Source organism: Pseudomonas viridiflava, from assembly GCF_900184295.1.
In the GTDB taxonomy this organism is placed as follows: Bacteria; Pseudomonadota; Gammaproteobacteria; order Pseudomonadales; family Pseudomonadaceae; genus Aquipseudomonas; species Aquipseudomonas viridiflava.
Genome location: NZ_LT855380.1, coordinates 2,616,666 through 2,636,228, shown reverse-complemented (window position 1 = coordinate 2,636,228; position 19,563 = coordinate 2,616,666). Strand labels below are relative to the sequence as shown.

The 19,563-nt window shown below is 59.2% G+C and carries 15 protein-coding genes and 1 pseudogene; 8 read left to right on the top strand and 8 right to left on the bottom strand.

Going from position 1 to position 19,563, the window contains the following annotated elements:
* The first annotated feature begins 14 nt into the window (after positions 1 to 14).
* Positions 15 to 455 carry a CBS domain-containing protein gene (locus CFBP1590_RS12105; protein WP_004882122.1) on the top strand — a complete coding sequence of 147 codons (441 nt, stop codon included), beginning with the start codon at positions 15 to 17 and terminating at the stop codon, positions 453 to 455.
* Positions 456 to 788: 333 nt separating this feature from the next.
* Here CFBP1590_RS12105 and CFBP1590_RS12100 read toward each other — a convergent pair whose 3' ends face one another.
* Positions 789 to 1,337 (bottom strand): DUF4174 domain-containing protein, encoded by a 549-nt coding sequence (locus CFBP1590_RS12100; RefSeq protein ID WP_088235111.1) that lies wholly within the window; start codon positions 1,335 to 1,337, stop codon positions 789 to 791.
* Positions 1,338 to 1,459: 122 nt separating this feature from the next.
* A complete protein-coding gene (locus tag CFBP1590_RS12095; protein WP_088235110.1) occupies positions 1,460 to 2,662 on the bottom strand; it encodes an aspartate aminotransferase family protein in 1,203 nt (400 codons plus the stop codon).
* A gap of 104 nt (positions 2,663 to 2,766) precedes the next feature.
* On the opposite strand from CFBP1590_RS12095, the gene CFBP1590_RS12090 reads away from it, so the two are divergent.
* Positions 2,767 to 3,672 carry a LysR family transcriptional regulator gene (locus CFBP1590_RS12090; RefSeq protein WP_058431665.1) on the top strand — a complete coding sequence of 302 codons (906 nt, stop codon included), beginning with the start codon at positions 2,767 to 2,769 and terminating at the stop codon, positions 3,670 to 3,672.
* Between the two features lie 65 nt (positions 3,673 to 3,737).
* On the opposite strand, the gene CFBP1590_RS28465 is transcribed toward CFBP1590_RS12090, so the two are convergent.
* From CFBP1590_RS28465 to CFBP1590_RS12080, 3 genes and pseudogenes are all read right to left on the bottom strand, one after another.
* Positions 3,738 to 4,442: a methyl-accepting chemotaxis protein gene (locus tag CFBP1590_RS28465; protein WP_374729063.1), complete on the bottom strand. Its 705-nt coding sequence runs from the start codon at positions 4,440 to 4,442 to the stop codon at positions 3,738 to 3,740.
* Positions 4,443 to 4,640: 198 nt separating this feature from the next.
* Positions 4,641 to 5,642, bottom strand: a pseudogene (locus tag CFBP1590_RS28460) (methyl-accepting chemotaxis protein); the annotation flags it as partial.
* A gap of 322 nt (positions 5,643 to 5,964) precedes the next feature.
* The gene (locus tag CFBP1590_RS12080) at positions 5,965 to 9,447 is read right to left on the bottom strand and encodes an indolepyruvate ferredoxin oxidoreductase family protein (protein WP_088235108.1); all 3,483 of its coding nucleotides are present in this window, start codon (positions 9,445 to 9,447) and stop codon (positions 5,965 to 5,967) included.
* A 186-nt stretch (positions 9,448 to 9,633) separates the two neighbouring features.
* On the opposite strand from CFBP1590_RS12080, the gene CFBP1590_RS12075 reads away from it, so the two are divergent.
* The 3 genes from CFBP1590_RS12075 (at position 9,634) to CFBP1590_RS12065 (ending at position 12,355) form a co-directional block, all read left to right on the top strand.
* Entirely contained in the window at positions 9,634 to 10,101 is a 468-nt protein-coding gene (locus CFBP1590_RS12075; protein ID WP_004882112.1) for an Lrp/AsnC family transcriptional regulator, read from the top strand.
* A 486-nt stretch (positions 10,102 to 10,587) separates the two neighbouring features.
* Positions 10,588 to 11,130, top strand: coding sequence for a DUF4880 domain-containing protein (locus CFBP1590_RS12070; RefSeq protein WP_043306111.1), 543 nt, complete (start codon positions 10,588 to 10,590; stop codon positions 11,128 to 11,130).
* A gap of 88 nt (positions 11,131 to 11,218) precedes the next feature.
* A complete protein-coding gene (locus CFBP1590_RS12065) occupies positions 11,219 to 12,355 on the top strand; it encodes a M14 family metallopeptidase (protein WP_088236401.1) in 1,137 nt (378 codons plus the stop codon).
* A gap of 108 nt (positions 12,356 to 12,463) precedes the next feature.
* Here CFBP1590_RS12065 and CFBP1590_RS12060 read toward each other — a convergent pair whose 3' ends face one another.
* The gene (locus CFBP1590_RS12060; protein ID WP_088235107.1) at positions 12,464 to 13,687 is read right to left on the bottom strand and encodes an MFS transporter; all 1,224 of its coding nucleotides are present in this window, start codon (positions 13,685 to 13,687) and stop codon (positions 12,464 to 12,466) included.
* A 106-nt stretch (positions 13,688 to 13,793) separates the two neighbouring features.
* Here CFBP1590_RS12060 and CFBP1590_RS12055 point away from each other — a divergent pair, with 106 nt between their 5' ends.
* Both CFBP1590_RS12055 and CFBP1590_RS12050 read left to right on the top strand, forming a co-directional pair.
* Positions 13,794 to 14,339 (top strand): TetR/AcrR family transcriptional regulator, encoded by a 546-nt coding sequence (locus CFBP1590_RS12055; RefSeq protein ID WP_004882102.1) that lies wholly within the window; start codon positions 13,794 to 13,796, stop codon positions 14,337 to 14,339.
* A gap of 77 nt (positions 14,340 to 14,416) precedes the next feature.
* Positions 14,417 to 15,721: a leucine-rich repeat-containing protein kinase family protein gene (locus CFBP1590_RS12050; protein ID WP_088235106.1), complete on the top strand. Its 1,305-nt coding sequence runs from the start codon at positions 14,417 to 14,419 to the stop codon at positions 15,719 to 15,721.
* 21 nt (positions 15,722 to 15,742) lie between these two features.
* Here CFBP1590_RS12050 and CFBP1590_RS12045 read toward each other — a convergent pair whose 3' ends face one another.
* Positions 15,743 to 16,447 carry a YebC/PmpR family DNA-binding transcriptional regulator gene (locus tag CFBP1590_RS12045; RefSeq protein WP_088235105.1) on the bottom strand — a complete coding sequence of 235 codons (705 nt, stop codon included), beginning with the start codon at positions 16,445 to 16,447 and terminating at the stop codon, positions 15,743 to 15,745.
* Between the two features lie 329 nt (positions 16,448 to 16,776).
* On the opposite strand from CFBP1590_RS12045, the gene CFBP1590_RS12040 reads away from it, so the two are divergent.
* Positions 16,777 to 18,729, top strand: a complete 1,953-nt coding sequence (locus tag CFBP1590_RS12040) for a type VI secretion system Vgr family protein (protein WP_167383089.1) — start codon at positions 16,777 to 16,779, stop codon at positions 18,727 to 18,729.
* On the opposite strand, the gene CFBP1590_RS12035 is transcribed toward CFBP1590_RS12040, so the two are convergent.
* The gene (locus CFBP1590_RS12035) at positions 18,716 to 19,489 is read right to left on the bottom strand and encodes an enoyl-CoA hydratase (protein ID WP_088235103.1); all 774 of its coding nucleotides are present in this window, start codon (positions 19,487 to 19,489) and stop codon (positions 18,716 to 18,718) included. The genes CFBP1590_RS12040 and CFBP1590_RS12035 overlap by 14 nt on opposite strands.
* Positions 19,490 to 19,563 lie beyond the last annotated feature (74 nt).

Below are 19,563 nucleotides of genomic sequence, written 5' to 3'. Positions count from 1 at the left end.
CACCGGAGAGCGCCATGAAGACCGTCGCCCAGTTGTTGAAACTGAAAGCCGAACACAACCAGCAAGTGCACACCATCGGGCCGGACCATATGGTGCTCGATGCGCTCAGGCTGATGGCCGAGAAGAACATCGGCGCCTTGCCGGTGGTCGAAAATGGCGTGGTGGTAGGCGTCATGAGCGAGCGTGACTACGCCCGCAAGATGATTCTCAAAGGTCGCTCGTCCGTGGGCACGCCGGTCAGCGCGATCATGAGCAGCAAGGTGATCACCGTCGACTCGCAACAGACCGTCGAGGCGTGCATGGGAATCATGACCGACAGCCACCTGCGCCACCTGCCGGTCGTGGAGAACGGCGAGCTGTTGGGCCTGCTGTCGATCGGTGACCTCGTGAAGGAAGCCATCAATGAACAGGCCAGCCTGATTCAGCAGCTCGAGCAGTACATACGCGGCGAGTAGGTACAGGGGTTGAATGCTGTGAGAGATACAAACGATATCTCCCATCAAACGCCACGTAACCGACCGACTGCCCGCGATAGGTTCTTTCAGACAGAAAATCAGTGACTGACATGACGCAATCGCGGGCAAGCGCGCTCCTACAAAAAATCGCGTTCTTTCAGTGGCTTACAGGTTGTTTGAGCAGAGGGGCTTGGTCTGGGCGGCAATCCGACGATGAGCCATGACGCGATTTTCCTGACATACCGCGTCGACTGCATCGCCGGCAAGCCGCCTCCCACGGCCCGATATTTACTGCGAGGCCGCGCAGCGCCGAAGAGGCTGCGCGGCACTCAATCAGTCGTCCAGCGTTTTACCGGCCGGTGCAGCCTTGCCCGGTTTTCCGGCTTTTTCGGCAGGTGCAAGCTTGGGTTCCGGCTCAGGCGGCGGCGCGCTGGCTTCTCGTTCGCGCATCGGCATCTGGTCGATGGTGGCGAAGATTTCCTTGAGATCGACATTCTCATCCTTTTTGAGCTTTGTCTCCCCGTCCTTACCCTTCAGAATGACTTTGGTTTTGTCGCCAGCGTTCAGTTTGAGCTCGCGAATCAGGGCCATTGTGGACTGCGCGTCCAAGGTCTTGTTGTCGCGTTCGCCAATGGTGTTGACCACCGTGAACAACACCATGTTGCGTTGCGCGAACGCTTCGCGGTTGGCGGGCTCCTCAAGCGCTTTCTTGACGCTGACGAGCGTTGGGTCAGCCTTACTGGAGACAATGATGATCAGTGGGCGTGTCTTGCCACGCTCCTGCGCCAGCGGGCCATCACTGTCGGCGGCCAGGGCGGGACCTGCCAGGACAAGCCCTGCGGCGACGAGCAGAACGGCGGAGGTCAGGGACCGGATTGACATGGTGGGCTCCTTTTGAATCCATGGGGTAGCCATTGCATAGACACACGCAATGCGCCCCTGTTCTACCGCATTTGGGTCGTTGCGGTACAGCCCAGCATAGCTCCTGCACTCAAACCTTCACATCAAGCCAGGCGTTCATGCTGCAAGGAAATGGCACTATCCAGCGTCGCGGCAACCCCTTCCACAATCAGCGCGACCTCCGCAGCATCCAGCACCAGCGGTGGTAAAAGACGAATGACCTTGCCACGGGTCACGTTGATGAGCAGACCATGATCCTGCGCTGCAAGCCGCGTCAGCCCGGGAATGGCCTGTAGCAATTCGATACCTATCATCAGCCCCCTGCCCCGGACCTCCAGCACCTGAGGATGGCCCTTCAACCTGGCCCGCAGCCGCTCCAGCAAAAGCTGCCCCTGCTGCCGGGCGTTTTCCACCAGGCTCTGCTGCTCAATGATATCGATAACGGTACACCCGGCTCGACAGGCCAGCGGATTACCGCCAAACGTACTGCCATGACTGCCCGGCGTGAACAGTTCAGCCGCCTTGCCCCGCGCTAGGCACGCTCCGATGGGAATGCCGTTGCCAAGCCCTTTGGCCAGGGTGATGACGTCCGGCACAAAGCCCTCGTGCTGAAACGCGAACCACTTGCCGGTACGGCCCATGCCGGTCTGGATTTCGTCGAGCATCAGCAGCCAGTTACGCTGCGTGCAGCGTTCATGCAGGGCCTTGAGATAACCTTGAGGCGCGACCCGAGCACCGCCCTCTCCCTGTATTGGCTCGACCAGCACGGCGCTGATCCGATGACCGTACTGATCACAGACCTTGTTGAAGGCTGCCAGATCACCGAATAGCACCTTGACGAAATCCCCTGGCAACACGCCATACCCCGAGCGCACCGCAGGCCCGTCGCTGGCGCACAGCGTGCCCAGGGTACGGCCGTGGAATGCGTTTTCCATGACCACCACCAACGGCTGCTCAATGTATTTATGCCAGCCGTGCAAGCGTGCCAGCTTGAGCGCTGTTTCATTGGCTTCGGCACCGGAATTGTTGAAAAACACCCGATCAAGCCCGGACAGCGCAGTCAACTTCTGTGCCAGACGGAGCTGCCAGTCAATGCTGTATAGGTTGGAGGTGTGCAAAAGCAACCCTGCCTGATCACGGATCGCCTCGACCAGCAGCGGGTGCGAGTGACCGACATTGGTAACGGCCACGCCTGCCACCGCATCCAGATACTCACGACCCGCCTGATCCCACAGGCGAGTGCCGAGGCCATGGCTGAAACTCAGGGCAAGGGGTTGGTATGTGGTCATCAGGCAGGCCGTGGTCATGAGGTGAAGCTCCATAGGTGTAAGAAGTGTTTTTGCAGTATCGTTAACCACCTGCGCTCGATAAACCGCGAATCACTTCAATCATTTTAAAGCTGGAATTGATAATGGACCTGTTTCAGGCGATGACCGTGTACGTAAAAGTGGTCGAAACCGGCAGCCTGACGGGTGCCGCCCAGGCGTGCTCGATTTCCACCACCATGGTCGGCAATCACCTGCGCTCGCTGGAACAGCGTCTGGGCGTCAGTCTGCTGACCCGCACGACGCGCCGTCAGCGCCTGACAGAGTTCGGTACGCAATACTACGAACGCTGTCTGGAAGTGCTGGGGCTGGTGGCTGCCTCCGAACGAATCGCCGAACAGACCCAGGGCGAACCCGCAGGAACCCTGCGCATCACGGCCCCCCTGACCTTCGGCTCGGAGGTGCTGGCTCCGGCAATGGCCGAATTCTCCAGACGCTTTCCAAAGGTCAGGCTCGATCTGGTCCTGAGCGATCAGCGCCTGGACCTGATCGACAATGGCTTCGACATTGCCATTCGGCTCGGCGCCCTTCCCGACGCTTCGCCGCTGATTGCCAGACCCTTGCAGGATTACACCCTGACCATCTGCGCCTCGCCCGATTACCTGGCCCGCCACGGCACGCCGATCCGGCCCGAGGATTTGCGTGCACACAACTGTCTGGCGTTCGCCTATCAGGCAGGTGATGGATGGCGTGACACAGGCAAGCGCTGGCGCATGACCGGCGCAGAAGGTGAAGTGCTGGTAGACGTGCAGGGCTCGATGCTGATCAATACCTCGTCAGGCTTGTGCAACGCTGCCCGCGTGGGGATGGGTGTGGTGATGCTGTCGGACGCGCTGGTGCAACGCGATCTGGATGAAGGCCGACTGGTGGCGCTGTTGCCGGATTATCAGCTACCCAGCCGCCCCATGAATCTGTTGTATGTACAGGACCGCTATCGACTGCCAAAGCTGCGCAGCTTCGTCGACTTCGCGATGGAGATGTGGGGCCGTTGATCCGGCGCGCCTTCTTGCCCGCGCGCCGGAATCGTCAGGCATCGCCTTACGGAGATGCCTTGAAGTCAGACCTTGAAACGACTGACCAGACCTTGCAGGTGCACACCAAGGCGCGCCAGTTCGATGCTTGATGAAGCCGTCTCTTCGCTGGCGGATGCGGTCTGCTCGGAAATATCCCGCACTTTCAGCACGCTGCGATTGATCTCTTCGGCCACAACGCTCTGTTGTTCGGCCGCCGCAGCGATCTGGTGATTCATGGTCTCGATGGTCGAGATCGACGACGTAATGTTGTTGATGGATCGCCCGGCGTCGCGGGTGAGTTCCACGCTGTTTTCGGTCAACGCCCGGCTGCTCTCCAGAATGGTCGCGACCTGTGCCGTTCGGCTGTGCAGACCGCCGATGAGCGAGGCGATTTCCTCTGTAGAGGTCTGGGTGCGTTGCGCAAGGCTGCGCACCTCGTCGGCAACCACCGCGAAGCCTCGACCGGCTTCACCGGCGCGAGCCGCTTCAATAGCCGCATTGAGCGCCAGCAGATTGGTCTGCTCGGCAACCGCCTTGATCACGTCCAGAACGCCGCCAATCTTGTTGCTTTCGCTTTTCAGCTCGTCCATGGCGGACTTGGAGTGTTCAACTTCGCTGGCCAGACTTTCGATCTGAGTGATCGCCCTGGCAACGACGCTGTCGCCTTCACGCGCTTCTTTCGAGGCATTGACTGCGGCATGCGAGGCCTGCTCGGCATTTCTGGCCACGTCCTGCACAGTCGTGGACATCTCATGCATCGCCGTCGCGACCTGATCGGTTTCGGTTTTCTGGCTGTTAACCCCGGCACTGGTCTGCTCGGTAACGGCAGACAACTGCTCCGCCGCGCTGGCGATCTGGGTGACGCCATCGCGCAGTCCGCCAATCAGTTCACGCAGGTTGCCTGTCATGCGTTGCATGGTGCCTTGCAGCAGACCCAGTTCGTCCTTGCGGGTGATGACGCGGCTGTCAGTGAGGTCGCCATCTGCCACACGTTCGGCCAGCTTCAGCGTTTCCATCAACGGGCCGACGATCAGTCGGGTGATGACCCAGGCCGCAAGGATACTGACCACCAGTGCGGACACCAGCCAGAGAATCAGCAGGGATTTGGCCTGATTCATATCCTCCATTCTCAGGGTGACCTGATTTTTGGAAAGCTGGTCAGCGGACGCGAGCAGGATCTCGATGTTTTTGGAAACACCGGCCTGAGCTTCATCGATTCTGGCCTGCGCGCTGACGAATTGACCAATCGCGCTCTGATAAGCAGTCAAGGCATCCTGAAGATGTTTAACGGTATCGGCCTGACCGCTGAATCCGCTCAACGTTTTCATGAAGTCGATGGCTGTTTTGATGGAGGACTCAGCGACCACCTTGCTGTCGGCCTTGAGCGAAAAAGTGTACCCGCGTACATCGAAGCGCATTTTCTGAAAGACCATCAATGCCTGGGCGGATGTTTCCCGCAACTGCGCACTGCCCTCACTGGAGTTTGCAACCCCTTGCAGTTTCTGCAGGTCTTCCGCTGCCGCATCCGCGTGCCGACCGAACACTTGACGGGTGGCTTCCCGCGCTTCGGTGGCTTGCATCAGGTTGTCATAATGAATCCGATAATCTTTCATGGCAGCCTGCGACGCATTGATCAGCGGCACATTGATCTCGGAGGTGAACACCGTCGAGGCATAGCGCACATGGTTATCGAGATTCTCGTACGCTTTGAGCCAGTTGCTGGCGCGCTCGGCATCATAGTTGATCGTGAACGACAGGCGCGCGATGCGCATGTCGCGTGTCAGGGTACTCAGCTTGCCGATATCGGCGGTGCGTTCGCTACGATCGCTCAGAGAGACAATGCCCGACCAGCCTGTGAGTGCGATAAGTACAGTCAGCAAAATAACCAGTGTGAAGCCCAGAACAAGTTTGGACCGGACACTGATATTGCCCAGAAGAGTAGTCAGCATATAAAGCTCTTGATAAGTTTTTGAGTGTGATGTATTTGGCGACTCCCTGCCGGTGCAACCTGCATCAAGTTTTCGGCATCACAACTTCAAACTTTAAACTTAGAGCAAATATTCTTTTTACTTTAAACGTTGGCGACCATCTGTGAAAAATTAAATTCAAATATATTAATCAGCTCAATAGTATTTGATAACAACACTCAACAGAAACCACTCAAAAGCATATGCCCAGATAGAATTAACACGCCTTTGAATACAAAGAATGGATTGCGCATCCGCCGTGAATGCGCAATCCGTCAGTTATAAATAACCAGACAGGCTCTGTTTACGCCGCCACCTCATACAACTTCGGCGCAGCCACTTCTCCGCTTTCAAGACTGCGACGCAGCACATTCGCCTGCAACGCAGCAGCCTTCATTGCACTCTCCTTGACGTAACCATAGCCGCGGATACGCTCAGGCAGGCGTGCCAGACTCAACGCAGTGTGACGATTGCCAGCCTGCAAGTGCTGCAGAATCAGCTCGACATCGCTGACGTAGCGCTCGATCAGCTCGCGCTCCTGACGACGCTCAAGGCTGCGGCCAAACGGGTCGAGCGCGGTGCCACGCAAAAACTTGAATTTCGCCAGCACATCGAATGCCCGCAACATCCAGGGACCGAAGCTGCGTTTGCGCGGCTGCCCGGTGTGCGGGTCACGCTTGGCAAGCCATGACGGCGCCAGATGAAATTCAAGGCGGTAATCCCCTTCGAACTGCGCTTCCAGTTGCCGTGTGAAGTCACCGTTGCTGTAAAGGCGCGCCACTTCATATTCGTCCTTGTAGGCCAGCAGCTTGAAGTAGTTGAACGCCACGGCCTCGGTCAGCGTTGGCTGCTGACCGGGGAACACCCTGGCTTCGGCATCCTGCACACGCTGTACGAGTTTGAGGTAGCGATCGGCATAGGCCTGGTTCTGGTACTCGGACAACGTGGCCAGATTGCTCTGGATACGCTGTTCCAGCGTAAGCTGCGACGGCTCGACGGGCTGCTGTTTCGGATTGACGAATGCTTCCACCGCAACCGGATCGTGAGCGGTACGACGCCCCCACAGGAAAGCCTGTTGATTGAGGCTCACGGACACACCGTTAAGCTCGATGGCCTTCTCGATGGCCTTCGACGTCAGCGGGATCAAGCCCAATTGATAGGCATAACCGAGCATGAACAGGTTGCTGGCGATACTGTCGCCCATCAACCGGGTCGCCAGCGAGGTGGCTTCGACGAAATGGGTCTTGTCTGCGCCCACCGCATCGATGATGGTCTGCTTCATGGCCTCGACCGGGAACACGGCATCCGGGTTGCGGGTGAACTCTGCAGTCGGCGTCTGCTGGCTGTTGACCACCGCATGGGAAATCGCGCTGTCCAGCTTGGCAATCGCATCCGGCCCGGCTGCCACCAATAGGTCGCAACCCAGTAGCAGATGCGCCTCGCCAGCGGCAATCCGTACTGCAAAGAGATCCTGCTGGCGCGCTGCGATGCGGATATGGCTGACCACTGGACCAAATTTCTGCGCCAGTCCGGCCTGATCCAGCACGCTGCAGCCTTTGCCCTCCAGATTGGCGGCGTAACCGAGCATTGCACCTACAGTGGTCACACCGGTGCCACCGACGCCAGGCAGCAAAATATTGAATGGCCGTTCCAGTGAAGGCAGAGTCGGCTCCGGCAAGGTGGCGAACGCTTCGACCTGTTTAGGCAGGACCGGCTTGCGCAATTTGCCGCCATGAACGGTGACGAAACTGGGGCAGAAGCCCTCGACGCAACTGAAGTCCTTGTTGCAGGCGTTCTGGTCGATTTCACGCTTGCGGCCCTGCGCAGTCTCCTTCGGCAGCACAGACAGACAGCCGGATTTCACGCCACAGTCACCGCACCCCTCGCACACCGCCGGGTTGATCAACGCACGTTTTTCCAGATCAGGCATCGTGCCGCGCTTACGGCGACGGCGCTTCTCGGTGGCGCAGGTCTGGTCGTAGATGATCACCGACACGCCTTTGAACTCGCGAAGCTCGCGCTGCACGCTGTCCAGATCGCGTCGGTGATGGAACGTGGTGATCGGCGCGAAGCCTTCCCTGTTCGGGTATTTGTCCGGTTCGTCAGACACCAGGGCGATGCGCTGCACGCCTTCGTTGAACACCTGACGGCTCAGTTGATCGACGCGCAATACGCCATCGATAGGCTGCCCGCCGGTCATGGCCACGGCATCGTTGTAGAGAATCTTGTAGGTAATGTTGACCTTGGACGCGACAGCCGCCCGAAGCGCGAGATGGCCCGAGTGGAAATAGGTGCCATCACCCAGGTTCTGAAACACGTGCGGGGTATCGGTAAACGGTGCCTGACCGATCCAGGTCACGCCCTCGCCGCCCATCTGGGTGAAGGTATCGGTCGCACGGTCCATCCAGATCGTCATGTAATGGCAGCCGATACCCGCCAGTGCACGGCTGCCTTCCGGTACTCGGGTAGAGGTGTTGTGCGGGCAGCCGGAACAGAAGTGCGGTGTGCGCTGGGTAGTGAACAGCGGCGCCTGCAGGGCTTTTTCCTTCTCGCTGAGAAACTGCAGGCGCGCGTCGATCTGCGCGCTGCTGTAGAACGGAGCAAGCCGTTTGGCGATGACCCGGGCGATCATCGCCGGAGTCAGTTCACTCAGGTTCGGCAACAATGAGCGGCCCTGCTCGTCGAACTCGCCAACCACCACCGGGCGACGGTCTACCGGCCAGTTGTACAGCTGGCCGGTCAACTGGTCTTCGATGACGCTGCGCTTTTCTTCGACCACCAGAATCTCGTCCAGACCCTGGGCGAAGTCATGCACCGATACCGGCTCCAGCGGCCAGCTCATTCCGACTTTGAGCACGCGAATGCCGACCTGATCGCAGAGTTGCTCATCAATGCCCAGCTCTTCGAGCGCTTGGCGCACATCCAGATAGGATTTGCCTGTGGTCACGATACCCAGACGCGGCTGGGCAGAATCGATGACCACCTTGTTCAGTTCATTGGCACGAGCAAACGCCCTGGCGGCGTAGATCTTGTAAGTGTTGAGGCGCGCTTCCTGGGCCAGCGGTGGATCCGGCCAGCGAATGTGCAGACCGCCTTCGGGCAGCTCAAAATCTTCGGGAATGCGGGTCTGCATGCGCAACGGATCGACTTCGACGACCGCAGAAGAATCGACGTTTTCTGCGATGGTCTTCATCGCCACCCAGCAACCGCTGTAGCGCGAAAGCTCCCAGCCAATGATGCCGTAGTCGAGGATTTCCTGAACGTTGCTGGGATTGAGCACCGGAATCATCGAGGCGATGAAGGCGTGTTCGCTCTGGTGCGCAATGGTCGACGACTTGCAGCCGTGATCATCGCCCGCGAGGATCAGCACCCCGCCGTTGGCCGCAACGCCGGCCGAGTTGCCGTGCTTGAAGACGTCACCGCAACGATCGACACCCGGTCCCTTGCCGTACCAGAGTGCGAACACCCCGTCGTACTTGCCCTGAGGAAACAGATTGACCTGCTGGCTGCCCCATACGGCAGTGGCTGCGAGTTCTTCGTTGATGCCCGGCTGGAAATGAATGGCGTTCTGCTGGAGATAATCCTTCGCATCCCACAGGCTTTTGTCCAGATTGCCCAGCGGCGAGCCGCGATAGCCGGAAATGAAACCCGCCGTATTGAGCCCGCGCGCTTCGTCACGCTGCTTCTGCAGCATCGGCAGCCGGGTCAGCGCCTGTGTTCCGGTGAGGTACAGGTTGCCGGTGGCGAGCCGGTATTTATCGTCCAGACGAATATCAGCCAGGGTCATGCGATTACCTCTCTTGTTTTTATTCAGGCTTTCTTATGAGTAAGGTCCATCTCGCCGGGAGGGTCCAGCCCGGCGGCCTTGCCATTAGACTGCCTGTAGAAAAGAGGCTTTTTCTTTCTAAATTGACAGATATCTGCTGATATTGAGCATGCCCTTTTCGAAAAAAACAAAAAACAAGGTCAATTCATGCAGCTTAAATTGAGCCCCATCGATCGCAAGATTCTCCGCCTGTTGCAACATGACGCCGATCTGTCGGCGGCAGAGATTGCCGAGCGTGTCGAGCTGTCGCAGTCACCCTGCTGGCGACGCATACACAGACTTCAGGAGGAAGGCGTGATCGAGCGCACCGTTGCTTTGCTCAGCGCGCAAAAGCTGGGGCTGAGCATGACAGTGTTCGTCGAGGTCAAGCTTTCAGGCCACGGCAGGCGGTATCTTGCCGAGTTCGAAGAAGCGATCATCGGCCACCCGGAGGTGCTGGAGTGCTACACCATGGCAGGCGGCATGGACTTCATGCTCAAGGTCGTGGCACAGGACATAGCGAGTTACGAGCGCTTTCTGCGAGACCATCTGCTGCAACTGCCGCATGTGCACGAAGCACACTCCAACATCGCCATGAGCACGGTCAAGCGCACGACAGAACTGCCGCTGGACTGAGGACGAAGAAGAGATAGTGAGAAAAAGGCGCAATCCATCGACGAGCGCCAATGGATTGTTTCTTTCTATGAGGATGCCAAAACATTTGACTGGCAAATGATAATGATTATTATTGCATCAGCTGGTCGCGAGACTGGCTTGATAACCTGGAAGTCTTAGGTCGGCTTGCAGATTATCTCCTCATCAGGCTAATCACGGTTTTTGACCCGGCTTTTTTGCCGGGTCTTTTTTTTGGTTTTTTCGCTGCTTCAGGCTAATGAAGTCTGGGGTGTTGCACGGTGTTTCAGAATGGCGCTGATGATATCAGTGCAACGCCGCATGAGGTCAGTTTTTTACGCCGACAATGACTGAAACGTTCAGATAAATCGCAATTGCAGCGCCTTTTCACTTGAGAACGATTCTCGCATTCACTAGGCTGAATGTGTCATGGATGAAACCTATAGGTTCAAGGAAGAATTTCTATGGAAGATCAGCGAGCGATACATCATGAGTAGTCAGCTCTCGCCCTTGTTGCCCCTGCCCGCCACGTTGCCGGACCTGGCTCCGTCAGCGCGTACAATCGAAACCTGCCATACCCTCGGCAGACTGTCGCGCCGTACCCGGCAGATTTTCCTGCTCAGCCGCCTCGACGGTTTGCCCTACGCAGAGATTGCCCGCTTCCTTGATGCCGATGTCGCCAAGGTAGAGCGTGCCATGGTTCGCGTGCTCAGGCAGGCCCATGGCTGCGCCTCCGATTCCGCCCTCGATGGTCAGACCATTCAGGAACAGGCAAGCCGCTGGTACGTGCATCTGCAAAGCCCAAGCGCAACTGCTAGCGAGCGGATCGAATTTCGGCACTGGCTCGACGCGGATTCCAGGCACCTGGCGGCGTTTCAGAGCTGTGAGCGCATCTGGCGCGAACTTCAGGCCCCGGCTTCATTGCTGGGAATCGGCGGCTGGCACCGGCGCAAACGGCGCGTGTATCTCGCCTGGTGCCTGCTGACCACGTTGCTGTGCAGCCTGATGGTCACGGCCGAGGTACTTTCCTGACGCTGAATGACCGTTTCAGAGAAGTCCGTGACGAGCCGATCGGTGTAAAGTGGCTGCCTTGAACGCACAACATATGCAGGCACGCACCTTGACCCTCATCATCGACGCAGACTTCGACAGCGGCAACATTCAAGTTCTGGATGCCAGCAACCCGGCTCGCATCAAACTGGCCATCCGACCTGACACCCAAAGTGGCCATTTTCAGTGGTTCCACTTCAAGGTCGAAGGCATGGAGGTCGGCGCACCCCATACCTTCAGCCTGACCAACGCCAGCGAATCGACGTTCAACAGCGCGTGGACCGGTTATCACGCGGTCGCGTCCTATGATCACGAAGAATGGTTCCGGGTGCCGTCCGGGTTCGATGGCAAGGCACTCGATTTCAGCCTGTCGCCGAGCCAGCCGCAGGTCTGGTTCGCGTATTTCGAACCCTACAGCCGCGAGCGTCATGAAAGGCTGATCGAGCAGGCTCAGGAACAGGCCGGGATGCAGCTGCTGGAGACCGGAAAGAGCGTCGAGGGCCGCGATATTCAGTTGCTGCGCAAAGGCGACGGTGCGCAAGGCAAACGCAACATCTGGATCATCGCCCAGCAGCATCCCGGTGAGCACATGGCCGAATGGTTCATGGAGGGCGTTATCGAGCGTCTTCAGCAGGACGACGATGCGGCCATGCAGCAGCTACTGGCCAATGCAGACCTGTATCTGGTGCCAAACGTGAACCCCGACGGCGCGTTCCACGGTCATCTGCGCACCAATGCCAAAGGCAAGGACCTGAACCGTGCTTGGCAGGACAGCACCGAGGAACTCAGCCCTGAGGTGTTTTTCGTCAAACAGCAGATGGAACACTACGGCGTCGACCTGTTCCTGGACGTGCATGGTGACGAAGAAATCCCTTACGTTTTCACTGCAGCCTGCGAAGGCAATCCGGGCTACACCGCCAAACAACAGCAATTGGAAGAGCAATTCCGTCGTCGCCTGGGTGAGATCACGGTCGATTTCCAGAGTGTGTACGGCTACCCGCGCAGCGCTCCAGGCCAGGCCAACATGAACCTGGCCTGCAACAGCATTGGCGAACGTTACAAATGCCTGGCCCTGACGCTGGAGATGCCGTTCAAGGACAACGACAACGCGCCTGATCCGATCACCGGCTGGTCAGGCAAACGCTCGGCGCAGTTGGGCAAGGACGTCCTGAGCGTGTTGACGGAAATGGTTCAGGATCTGCGTTGACGGTAACGGGGTTCAGTCAAGACGCCGGGATGTCGTCCGGGAAATCGAATCGCCGGCAAGCCGCCTCCCACACTGGGTGGCGTTTGCCCGGCAGATTCGGGTCAGCAATCACGCAACACGCTCATCCCCCGTCGTGCCTGCGCCCGCAGCACGGCGCACCAGCAATCCGGCCAGCGCCATCAATGCCAACACGATAACGATCCCACCATAGACGTTACTGGTCATTACCAGACCAAACGAACGCGCAGCAAAACCGGCTGCCAGCGCTGGCATGCAGAACGCCAGGTAGCTGAGCACCAGAAAGGCCGACATCAGGCCCGCTCGCTCATGTGCGTGCGCAGTCGGCATGAGCATGCGCAACGCGCCGAGAAAACTCGATCCAAAGCCAATCCCGGCGATCATCGCGCCGCAGAAGAACAGCCAGAGCACGCCTGAGTTGACGGCCAGCAGAATCACCGCCACCCCGACGATCATGAAACTTGCCCCGACCCAGAGCCCCAGCTCTGGAGCACGCTGGCGCAGGATCATAATGGCCAGCGCACCACTCAGCGTCAGTGCCGCAACTGCAAGTCCGCCATCCAGCGGCGAAGTCGAACCTGTGGCAGCGGCCAGCAAGGACGGACTCAGTGACAGAAAAAATCCTCCCAGTGCCCAGGCGGCGATGTCCACCGGAAGCACCAGCCACAGCATGCGTCTGGCCTGCACAGGCACGTGCAGCGAAGGTTTCAGGGACTGCCATGCGCCCGGTTGCGGACTGACCGTCTCGGGCACTCGCTTCAGGTAAAGCGCCTGCGCCAGAAAGGCCGCCAACAGCAGGCAGTAAGCCAGCAACAAGGGATGCGGCGCGAACTGCACCAGCAGCGCTGTACCCAATGCACCGACCGCCATACCCAACATCGGGGAAATGCTGTTGATCAGCGGTCCACGGACCTGATCACTGTCCAGCAACGCTGCGCCCAGCGCACTGGCCGCCAGCCCGGTAGCGAACCCTTGAAGCAGCCGCGCGATCACCAGCCAGGTCACATCCGTGGCGGCGATGAAGCACAGCATGGAGGCTGCCTGGATCAGCAAGGCACCGAGAATGACCGGGCGACGTCCCAGATAATCGGAGAGTGATCCGCCCATTAACAGCGCCGCGAGCAGGCTGAATGCATAGACCGCGAAAATCAGCGTGAGCATCCCGGAAGAAAAACCCCACGACTCCTGATACAAGTGATACAGCGGCGTAGGCGTGCTGGATGCGGCAAAGAAACACAGGGTCGTGAAGGCCAGAAAGACCAGATGGCTTTGCCCCCGGCTATCGGGCTGCGGGTTCTGCAAAGATAGGGACATGGGTACACTCTCCACTGATGCAACCTTTTAAAGCCATTAATTAGCTTTTGCGGAGTGTGCTGTCTGATGCCGTTTAAAGCAAATACTTTGTGTTAAGGTCCGCCATATGGCTATCAAAGAAGCAGTACGCACCGGAGGCCGCAGCGCCCGTGTGCAGGAATCCATTCACCGTGCCGTTCGCGATCTGTTGCTGGAACAGGACCGCTCGACGCTCAGCGTGCCTCTGATCGCGACTCGCGCAGGCGTCACACCGTCGACCATCTACCGGCGCTGGGGCGACCTGACCAATCTGCTGGCCGACGCTGCCATTGCGCGGCTGCGCCCGGATGAGCCCATCGATCACGGCGAACTGCGCCTTGATCTGTTGAGCTGGAGCGAGATGTACCTGGACGAAATGTCCTCGGCGCCAGGGCGCGAGATGATGCGTGACGTGGCGGCCAGTGCCTCGAACTGTGGCGGCAAATGCGCATCAATCGTTCGCGAGCAGTTGCAGACCATCATTGATCGCGCCGCGAGTCGAAACGAGCCGTCGCCATCGGCCGACGAACTGATCGACGCCATCGTCGCCCCCATGATCTACCGGATTCTCTATTCCGAATCCCCGCCGAGCCTCGCCACCGTGCATCAGTGGGTAGAGCGCTGCCTGCCATGAAGGATGATATCTGCGGCGACCTGCAAAAACTGCCGTTATGATGCGCGCTTGTCCGACTGAAGACCGAACCCACCCCTATGCATACCCTCGCAGACCTGCGCGCCGGCAAGCTGGCCGGCATACGGCGTCTTGACCTGTCCTGCGGACTGACCGAATTCCCGCAGGAAATTTTCGACCTGGCGGATACGCTGGAAGTCCTCAACCTAAGTGGCAATTCGCTGAGCGATCTGCCGGACGACCTGCATCGCCTGACTCGGCTGCACGTGCTGTTCGGGTCCGACAACGCCTTTACCCATCTGCCTGAGTGCATCGGGCGGTGCGAGCAGCTGCGCATCGTCGGCTTCAAGGCCAATCGTATTCGGCAGGTCAGCGCGTCGGCACTACCGCCACGTCTGCGCTGGCTGATTCTGACCGATAACTGCATCGAGTCGTTGCCGGACGAACTGGGTCGCCGACCCGATCTGCAAAAGCTGATGCTGGCCGGTAACCGGTTACAGCGCCTGCCGCCGACGCTTGCCGACTGTCACAGGCTGGAACTGATCCGTATTGCCGCAAACCGGCTGACCGAACTGCCAGGATGGCTGCTGCAACTGCCCGCCCTCGCCTGGCTGGCGTTTGCAGACAACCCGTTGTGCCCGGAGCATGAGGCGCTGCCAGTGCGGCAGATTCCATGGCAGCACTTGAGCCTGGGGCAGCGTCTGGGTGAAGGAGCATCAGGCGTCATTCAGCAGGCCGAATGGCAGGACGACGGGCAGGCGCAGACGGTAGCGGTCAAGCTGTACAAGGGTGATGTGACCAGCGATGGCTCCCCGCTCAATGAAATGGCCGCGTGCATTGCCGCAGGCCGACATGCGCACCTGATCGAGGTGCTGGGGCAGATCGCGGAGCACCCCGAACAGCAACGGGGCCTGGTAATGGAGCTGATAGCGCCCGACTTCCGCAACCTCGCTGGCCCACCCAGCCTGGACTCCTGCAGTCGCGATATCTACGACGCCGATACCCGGTTCTCGCTGCAGGAGCTGCTGCGTCTGGCAACGGGCATCGCATCGGTCACCGCTCACCTGCATGTCTGCGGTATCAGCCACGGCGACCTGTACGGCCACAATATCCTTGTGCAGGAAAACGGCAATTGTCTGCTGGGTGACTTCGGGGCGGCCTCTTTTCATCCGTCCGAGTCTGCGGGACAGGCGCTGCAGCGTCTGGAAACGCGGGCATTCGGCATCCTGCTGGGGGAACTGCTGGAGCGCTGCGAGCCGCCAGCCGAAGACGCGCAGATCCGTGAAGGACTCGAGCAGCTTCAGAAAAGCTGCATCCAGCCTGACTGCAAACGCAGGCCGCTGCTTGAGGAAGTGTTGGTGAAGTTGCAGGCATGGAGCGCCTGAGGCGCTCCAGACCGGAGTGGATCAGCCCGCCAGACCCACGTAGACGTTCTGCACATCGTCGTGGTTATCGATGGCTTCCAGGAAAGCTTCGACTTCTGCCATCTGCTCATCGGTCAGGCCGTCCACCGTGCTTTTCGGACGGTAGCCCAACTGCGCAGACTGCACGGTAAAGCCGAATTCAGGCAGTTTCTTGCACACCGCGTCCATGTCTGTGGGGTCAGTCAGAAACAGAGTGGCACCCTCTTCCGCCGGCTCGCAGTCCTGGGCGCCAGCTTCGATTGCCGCTTCGTCAGGATCGGCGTCCGGCGACGCAGGCACCGCTTCGATCATGCCCTGGTAGTTGAAATCCCAGGACACGGAGCCTGCAGCGCCCAGCTGCCCCTTGCGAAACAGGACGCGGATTTCCGACACGGTGCGGTTGATGTTGTCGGTCAGGCATTCGACGATCACTGGCACGCGATGCGGTGCGAAACCTTCATAGGTCAGGTGTTCGAAGTTGACGCTTTCGCCCAGCAGGCCTGCGCCCTTCTTGATCGCGCGCTCGAGGGTTTCACGGGGCATCGAGGCTTTCTTGGCCTGCTCCACCACCAGACGCAGCCGCGAGTTCATGTCAGGGTCGGCGCCTGCGCGGGCCGCGATCATGATTTCCTTGGACAGCTTGCCGAACGTACGTCCCTTGGCGTTGGCTGCCGCTTCTTTATGCTTGACCTTCCACTGTGCGCCCATGTCTGCTCTCTTGATCCAGTGTGCGTCCCGCCCGGTGCGACTGCGAGGCAGCCTGCAAGGGTGGCAGGACGTTGAAAATAGGGGTGGCCGGCAAAGACGTTTCCGGCGCGACGCATTTTATACGCGATCACGCCAGATGAAACCCCTGCCGGGCTGTGATTGCGTCGATGAGCGTGTCACTGCGCTCAATATCTCAGGCCTGCTCGCGCTTCGTCGTGTAGTCCTTTTCTGAAAAACTTTGAAACGATGCTTTTGCACTCACGCATTTCGTAACCTTCGCACCCTGAATTTCATGGTGGGAGCGCCCGACGATGTGCAAAGACCCGCAAATGCCAATGACCTTGGCGATTGCCGACTGCCAGATGGATCTGCATGTCATAAGCTTTACCGGGCTGGATGCCTTGAACGACGTGTACCGTTTCAATATCGACCTGGTCGGCACGCAAGCCTCGCTGGACACGGCCAGCCTGATCGGGCGCAGCGCGTTCCTGAGCTTCGGCCTGGCCGGTCAAGGCGTGCATGGCCTGATCCATCATGCACTCGAAGTGTATGTCGGCAGTCGCCTGACGCATTATCGACTGGTGCTGATGCCTGCCTTGCAAAACCTGGCCGGGCAGCCTCGACGCTGCGCTTACCACGACATGAGCGCCCCACAACTGATCGCCCATCTGCTTGAACGCGATGGGCTGCCGACAGCCGCCTACCGCTTCGATCAGATGACAGGGCTCTATCCACGTCGCCCCTTGTGCATCCAGTACGATGAGACCGATCTGCACCTGTTGCAGCGCCTGTGCGAGGAGGAAGGCATTCACTTCCGTTTCGAACAGGCGCCCGATAGCCATACGCTGGTCTTTTCCGACGATCCGGCCAGCTTCACCGAACATCGGTTACCTACACGGTTCCGTCGCGACCCTCACGACCGCTCGACTGCACTTGTGCATCTGGCCGAACGCCGGTCGATCCATAGCGGCCAGCAGGACCCGTTCTGGCAGGCGACCCACTCGACCCCGTCCAGCGGCTCAAAAGCACGCACGGAACGCGAAGCGCAAGCGCTCAGGGAACCCCTTGAAGCCTCTAGCGGCCAGCGACCGACCGATCAGGCGACGGCCCATCGACAACAGCGCAGCGTGCGCCATCTGGAGCGGCTGCGTTGCGAGCGTCGGGACTTTCAGGGCGTCAGCGATCAGCCAGGCCTGCGCAGCGGCGAAATCATGCACGTACTCGATCATCCCGAACCGCTGCTCAACGATCAGTGGCTGCTGATCGAGGTGCGCCATGCAGGCAGACAGCTGCAGATACTGGAAGGCGTAGACCCCAACGACATTGCGGCCATCATCAGTGCGCTGCCTGAAACAGAAAACGACCCTCTACCTGACGAAAGCGTTTCAGCCGCTGGCTACACGAATCGGTTCAAGGTGTTGCCTTGGGCGATGCCCTTTCGCCCTGCGCTCAGACACCCCAAGCCGAGAATCAACCAGCTTCAAGAGGCGACACTCATGCCTCAGGAGCTGATCGTCGATGCGCAGAACAGCCTGCCAGGCCACAGGCCGATCCGCTTTGACTGGCAGAAAGCATCCGGTCTGGAAAATGAGCCCGAACAGTGGCCGCTGGCACAGGTGATGTGTGCGGCTGCCAACCCGGTCGCCCGGCTACAGGCAGGCACCCGCGTGATCGTCGCTCACCTGAACAGCGATCCGGACCGCCCGGTGATCTGTGGCGTGCCAAGAGCCCTGCCTGCAAACAGACCACGGATAAGACTGGAAGGGATCGACGTCAAGTCGCCGGTCTACGTGCATCTGCGCTCCGGCCAGCACTTGCATATCGAATCGGACAAGGTCATCAACGTGAAAGGCGCGCAGACCGAGCTGCACCTGACGCCGGAGATGATTTCGGTGCGGGGCAATACCACGCTGGATACGTTTGCGCCCGATGCTCCACCCCGAAAGACCCTGACCATCAGCGATCTGCGCCTGACAAAGCTGCCAGGTCTGCGCGGCGCACCACTGGGCGCGAGAATCTGGTACATCGTGCGCATGCGCAAGCCGGGGCTGCATCATCTGGCTCGCTTGGCACCCAGGCACTTCCTGTTCGAAGGCACCACCGACGATCTGGGTTATCTGGGCCTGAGCGAAGCCGATCGCCAGCAACTGATCAGGGAGTATCACAAGACGCCCCAGGAGCTATGGCTGATCCATCCCGGCGAGTGCATGGCGCTGCATACCTATTTCCAGCAGAACTGGACGCAGCAGCAGCGCGATGCCCTGAATATCAGCAGTCCCTGAAGACAGCCGGCCGTTTTTCGATGAACGCCTGCATGCCTTCCTTCTGATCCTGACTGGCGAAGGTGGCGTGAAACACACGGCGTTCGAAACGGATGCCTTCGGCGAGGCTGACTTCGAAGGCGCGGTTGACGCTTTCCTTGACCTGCATCGCGACAGGCAAGGACTTGGCAGCAATACTGGCGGCGGCCTTCAGCGCCTCGTCGAGGAGCTCTTCCAGCGGCAGGACCCGAGACACCATGCCGGCGCGCTCGGCTTCGTGGGCGTCGATCAAGCGCCCGGTCAGGCACATTTCCATGGCCTTGGCCTTGCCGACGGCCCGGGTCAGCCGCTGGGTGCCGCCCATGCCCGGCAGTACGCCCAGATTGATTTCCGGTTGCCCGAAGCGGGCATTGTCAGCCGCAAGGATAAAGTCGCACATCAGCGCCAGCTCACACCCGCCCCCCAACGCAAAACCGGCAACTGCGGCGATCATGGGCTTGCGTCGTGAAGCAACACGATCGCTTTCGCGAAACAGGTCATCGAGGTAGATCTGCGGGTAGGTCAGATCGACCATTTCCTTGATATCAGCGCCAGCAGCAAAGGCTTTTTCAGAGCCCGTGAGCACAATACAGCCGATGGCGCTGTCAGCTTCGAAGGCGTCCAGCGAATGGTTCAGTTCATCGATCAATCGAGCGTTGAGCGCGTTCAGAGCCTTGGGACGGTTGAGCGTCACGAGCCCGACCCCGTCTCTGACCTCACTCAAGATAGTCTCGTAAACCATTGATAAATATCCTTTTTTATATTTTTTGAAAATTAAATCCAAAACCAAACAATCAACATCACATATACCATTCA